We start from the raw sequence: 5,809 nt of genomic DNA on the forward strand, positions 1-5,809 counted from the left end.
TTCTTTTTTATAACAATATGTAAAGTTTATTAAATCTATACTAATTATGTGAATCAAATTTTGTATACAATAACTTTTTAATTATATAAAAAAGCTAAAGGTAAATACCTTTAGCTAATATTTGAATAATAAAAAAGATTACGTGRCTATGTCTTACTCTCCCAGGCGGTCGCCCACCAAGTACCATTAGCGCTAAAGAGCTTAACTTCTGTGTTCGGTATGGGAACAGGTGTATCCTCTTTGCTATAATAACCACATAATCTTTATTTTGTTTGGAGCGGGTGAAGGGGATCGAACCCTCACAGCCGGCTTGGAAGGCCGGAACTCTACCATTGAGCTACACCCGCATAAGTTTTAGAGTTAATACTCTGAAAACTGCATATCATTTAATATTTATCATTTTATTTTAGCAACCGAAATCTTTGATTTGGTTGGCGATATAAACCTTTAGGTTTATTTTTGGTCAAGTCCTCGACCTATTAGTATCGATAAGCTAAATACATTACTGCACTTACACCTTCGACCTATCAACCAGGTAGTCTTCCTGGGGTCTTACCTTTACGGTGGGAAATCTTATCTTGAAGTTGGCTTCGCGCTTAGATGCTTTCAGCGCTTATCCATTCCGTACATAGCTACCCAGCCATGCCCTTGGCAGAACAACTGGTACACCAGAGGTACGTCCATCTNNGTTTTCTCGTACTAAGGACAGGTCTTCTCAAATTTCCTACGCCTGCGACGGATAGGGACCGAACTGTCTCACGACGTTCTGAACCCAGCTCGCGTACCACTTTAATGGGCGAACAGCCCAACCCTTGGGACCTACTACAGCCCCAGGATGTGATGAGCCGACATCGAGGTGCCAAACCTCCCCGTCGATGTGGACTCTTGGGGGAGATAAGCCTGTTATCCCCAGGGTAGCTTTTATCCGTTGAGCGATGGCCCTTCCATGCGGAACCACCGGATCACTAAGTCCGACTTTCGTCCTTGCTCGACCTGTATGTCTTGCAATCAAGCTCTCTTGTGCCTTTACACTCTACGTACGATTTCCGACCGTACTGAGAGAACCTTTGAGCGCCTCCGTTACTTTTTGGGAGGCGACCGCCCCAGTCAAACTGCCCACCTGACAGTGTCCCAAGACCAGATTCATGGCCTCTGGTTAGAGTCCCAGTACTACAAGGGTGGTATCCCAAGGATGACTCCACGCAAACTGGCGTTCACGCTTCATAGTCTCCCACCTATCCTGTACATGTAGTACCAAGACCCAATGTCAAGCTACAGTAAAGCTCCATGGGGTCTTTCCGTCCTGTCGCAGGTACCCGGCATCTTCACCGGGATTACAATTTCACCGAGTCTATTGTTGAGACAGTGCCCAAATCGTTACGCCTTTCGTGCGGGTCGGAACTTACCCGACAAGGAATTTCGCTACCTTAGGACCGTTATAGTTACGGCCGCCGTTTACTGGGGCTTAAGTTCACTGCTTCGATTGCTCTAACAGATCCCCTTAACCTTCCAGCACCGGGCAGGCGTCAGCTCCTATACATCGTCTTGCGACTTAGCAGAAACCTGTGTTTTTGGTAAACAGTCGCTTGGGCCTATTCTCTGCGGCCTGTCATAGACAGGCACCCCTTCTCCCTAAGTTACGGGGTCATTTTGCCGAGTTCCTTAACAATAGTTCTCTCGCTGGCCTTAGGATACTCTCCTCACCCACCTGTGTCGGTTTACGGTACGGGCGCCTTTAAACTCGATAGAAGCTTTTCTTGACAGTGTGAAATCAGCTACTTCGCCCCGAAGGGCTTACCCATCGTATCCTAGCATTATCTAGACGGATTTGCCTATCTAGACTGCCTCAATACTTAGCCACACAATAACCAACAGTGTGGTTAGCTTATCCTACTGTGTCACTCCATCTCTCAAACGCTTATTGGCGGTACAGGAATATCAACCTGTTGTCCATCACCTACGCCTTTCGGCCTCGGCTTAGGTCCCGACTAACCCAGGGCGGACGAACCTTCCCCTGGAAACCTTGGGTTTACGGCCCGTGGGATTCTCACCCACGTCTCGCTACTCATGCCAACATTCTCACTCGTATACTGTCCACATGTCCTTACGGTCATGCTTCAGCCTGCATACGAAGCTCCCCTACCCATCATAAATGATGCCGTAGCTTCGGTAGTACGTTTTAGCCCCGGAAATTTTCGGCGCAGGATCACTCGACCAGTGAGCTATTACGCACTCTTTAAATGAGTGGCTGCTTCTAAGCCAACATCCTGGTTGTCTGTGCAATCCCACATCCTTTACCACTTAACGTACATTTAGGGACCTTAGCTGACGATCTGGGCTGTTGCCCTTTTGACTATGAATCTTATCACCCACAGTCTGACTCCCAAGTATAAGAATACGGCATTCGGAGTTTGATAGTCTTCGGTAAGTGCAATACCCCCTAGGACATTCAGTGCTCTACCTCCGCTTCTCTCAACCTTGAGGCTAGCCCTAAAGCTATTTCGGGGAGAACCAGCTATCTCCGGGCTCGATTGGAATTTCACCGCTATCCACAAGTCATCCCCGAGCTTTTCAACGCTCGTGGGTTCGGTCCTCCACGAAATTTTACTTTCGCTTCAACCTGCTCATGGATAGGTCGCCCGGTTTCGGGTCTACGACATGCAACTTAATCGCCCATTTAAGACTCGCTTTCGCTACGGCTCCACACCTTAAGTGCTTAACCTTGCTGCATATCGTAACTCGTTGGCCCGTTCTACAAAAAGTACGCGGTCACACAAGTAATGTGCTCCCACAGCTTGTAAGTGCAGGGTTTCAGGTTCTCTTTCACTCCCCTCCCGGGGTTCTTTTCACCTTTCCCTCACGGTACTATACGCTATCGGTCACTAGGTAGTATTTAGGCTTGGAGGATGGTCCCTCCTGCTTCCCACAGGGTTTCACGTGTCCCGTGGTACTCTGGATCATACTAGTATTTTTCTCGTTTTGACTACGTGGCTATTACATTTTATAGCGGAGCTTTCCAACTCTCTTCATCTACGATATCTTTCCATGTCGTATGTCCGCAACCCCAACGAAGTAAACTTCATTGGTTTGGCCTGTTCCGCTTTCGCTCGCCGCTACTTACGGAATCGAATTTCTTTCTCTTCCTCCGGGTACTTAGATGTTTCAGTTCCCCGGGTTCCCCTCGCTAAGCTATGTATTCACTTAACGATACTTAGACATTACTCTAAGTGAGTTTCCTCATTCGGAAATCTTCGGATCAAAGTTTACGTGCAACTCCCCGAAGCTTATCGCAGCTTATCACGTCCTTCATCGGCTCCTAGTGCCAAGGCATCCGCCCTGCACCCTTAATAACTTGACCAGTTATTAAAAAGTTATTGCTACTGAACAAACTTCGTATTCACTCAGTTTATTCCAGTGCTTAAAAGTTGTAATTTTTAAGACTTTTCTTGTCATATATGTTTAAAATGATGTCATATCACTAAATGTTATGCAGTTTTCAAAGTGCTAACGCACTTCGCTACCTTCCACTCACTTTCGTTCGTGTCGAGGTGCTCAAAGTACTCATTAGGGCTACGCCCTATTTTGARAAGATTTTTAATGAACCCTCAAAATTAAACAGTAGGCAATTCTCCTTAGAAAGGAGGTGATCCAGCCGCACCTTCCGATACGGCTACCTTGTTACGACTTCACCCCAGTTATTGATTTCACCTTCGACGGACGCTTCCAAAAGGTTAGCAATCCGGCTTCGGGCGCCCCCAACTTCCGTGGTGTGACGGGCGGTGTGTACAAGACCCGGGAACGCATTCACCGCAGCATTCTGATCTGCGATTACTAGTAACTCCAGCTTCATGTAGGCGAGTTTCAGCCTACAATCCGAACTGAGAATGGCTTTAAGGGATTAGCTCCGCCTCACGACTTGGCTGCCCTCTGTACCACCCATTGTAGCACGTGTGTAGCCCTAAGCATAAGGGGCATGATGATTTGACGTCATCCCCACCTTCCTCCAGGTTATCCCTGGCAGTCCCTCTAGAGTGCCCAACTTAATGCTGGCAACTAAAGGCAAGGGTTGCGCTCGTTGCGGGACTTAACCCAACATCTCACGACACGAGCTGACGACAACCATGCACCACCTGTCACTTCTGTCCCCGAAGGGAAATCTCCGATTAGGGAGAGGTCAAAAGGATGTCAAGCTTAGGTAAGGTTCTTCGCGTTGCTTCGAATTAAACCACATGCTCCGCTACTTGTGCGGGTCCCCGTCAATTCCTTTGAGTTTCACTCTTGCGAGCGTACTTCCCAGGCGGAGTACTTAATGCGTTAGCTGCGCCACCGAAGGGGGTAACCTCCGACAGCTAGTATTCATCGTTTACGGCGTGGACTACCAGGGTATCTAATCCTGTTTGCTCCCCACGCTTTCGTGCCTCAGTGTCAGTTACAGTCCAGAGAGCCGCCTTCGCAACTGGTATTCCTCCTAATATCTACGCATTTCACCGCTACACTAGGAATTCTACTCTCCTCTCCTGCACTCAAGTTTCTCAGTTTCAAAGGCTTACTACGGTTGAGCCGTAGCCTTTCACCTCTGACTTAAGAAACCACCTACGCACCCTTTACGCCCAGTAATTCCGGATAACGCTAGCCCCCTACGTATTACCGCGGCTGCTGGCACGTAGTTAGCCGGGGCTTCCTCCTCAAGTACCGTCATTATCTTCCTTGAGGACAGAGCTTTACGACCCGAAGGCCTTCATCGCTCACGCGGCGTTGCTGCATCAGGCTTTCGCCCATTGTGCAATATTCCCCACTGCTGCCTCCCGTAGGAGTTTGGACCGTGTCTCAGTTCCAATGTGGCCGATCACCCTCTCAGGTCGGCTACTGATCGTCGCCTTGGTAAGCCATTACCTTACCAACTAGCTAATCAGACGCGGGTCCATCCTATACCGCCGGAGCTTTGATATTTCTACCATGCGATAAAAATATGTTATCTCGTATTAGCGTACCTTTCGGTACGTTATCCGTGTGTATAGGGCAGGTTACCCACGCGTTACTCACCCGTCCGCCGCTCACCCCGAAGGGTTCGCTCGACTTGCATGTGTTAGGCACGCCGCCAGCGTTCATCCTGAGCCAGGATCAAACTCTCAAAATAAATTCTTCGAATTTATATCGCCAACGATATATCTTTGCTACCGCTTCAGATAAATCCGTTGCTCAAATAAATTTGACTACCTGCTCAGATAAATCTAATCTGAATATCTGGCTTGGTTTGTTAGTTGTAATTCTATAAATTAACCTACTGTTTAATTTTCAAAGTTCATTTCATTAACTTTCTTTAGTTTACCAAAGTTATTTTTCTTTGTCAACTTATTTTTTGAAGTTTTTTATTTTGTTTTGTCCTTTTCTTAAGGACAAGTAATAATATATCATCTTTATTTTATATCGTCAATACTTTTTTATTAATTTTTTCATTATTTTTACTAAATTTCCAGGAGGTCAGTTGCCTAATGTTATAGATAAAGTTATTACAACAAATATAATTTATTTGATAATGTATATAATGTATAAATTACCATATATAAAAAAATTTAGTAGTAAAGTTCAAGATACTATAGTTTCAATTGTAATATTACCAGTAGGGACTTTAGTAAGTGGAACAATATTTTTACTATCAGCTTTAGTTTTAGTAGGACTTCCAGGAACTTTTGAAGCATTATTAACAATTATCTTAGAGAGCCTATWAATGGTTTTACCCACTTAGCTGGTGCAATATTATCATTTGTAGGATTACTTGCTTTAGTAATAAAAACAGCTTTACAAGACC

General features: G+C 45.9%; 2 protein-coding genes, 1 tRNA gene and 3 rRNA genes. 2 read left to right on the forward strand and 4 right to left on the reverse strand.

The features are described from left to right. Window positions 1-140: 140 nt before the first annotated feature. The 4 genes from rrf to G3997_RS09545 form a co-directional block, all read right to left on the reverse strand. Window positions 141-257: ribosomal RNA gene (gene rrf, locus G3997_RS09530) — 5S ribosomal RNA — on the reverse strand. 16 nt (window positions 258-273) lie between these two features. Beyond that, a tRNA-Gly gene (locus tag G3997_RS09535) sits at window positions 274-347 on the reverse strand. 112 nt (window positions 348-459) lie between these two features. Then, window positions 460-3,358: ribosomal RNA gene (locus G3997_RS09540) — 23S ribosomal RNA — on the reverse strand. Between the two features lie 278 nt (window positions 3,359-3,636). Continuing rightward, a 16S ribosomal RNA gene (locus G3997_RS09545) occupies window positions 3,637-5,137 on the reverse strand. Together the 16S, 23S and 5S rRNA genes with 1 tRNA gene alongside form the textbook arrangement of a ribosomal RNA operon. 348 nt (window positions 5,138-5,485) lie before the next feature. Between G3997_RS09545 and G3997_RS09550 the strand changes: the two genes are divergently transcribed. Further along, window positions 5,486-5,746: a tryptophan transporter gene (locus G3997_RS09550; protein WP_296645540.1), complete on the forward strand. Its 261-nt coding sequence runs from the start codon at window positions 5,486-5,488 to the stop codon at window positions 5,744-5,746. 8 nt (window positions 5,747-5,754) lie between these two features. Next, a partial coding sequence (locus G3997_RS11735) for a hypothetical protein (RefSeq protein ID WP_296649506.1) occupies window positions 5,755-5,809 on the forward strand: 55 nt, incomplete at its 3' end.

Origin of the sequence: Romboutsia sp. 13368, assembly GCF_018336475.1 — a bacterium.
In the GTDB taxonomy this organism is placed as follows: domain Bacteria; phylum Bacillota; class Clostridia; order Peptostreptococcales; family Peptostreptococcaceae; genus Romboutsia.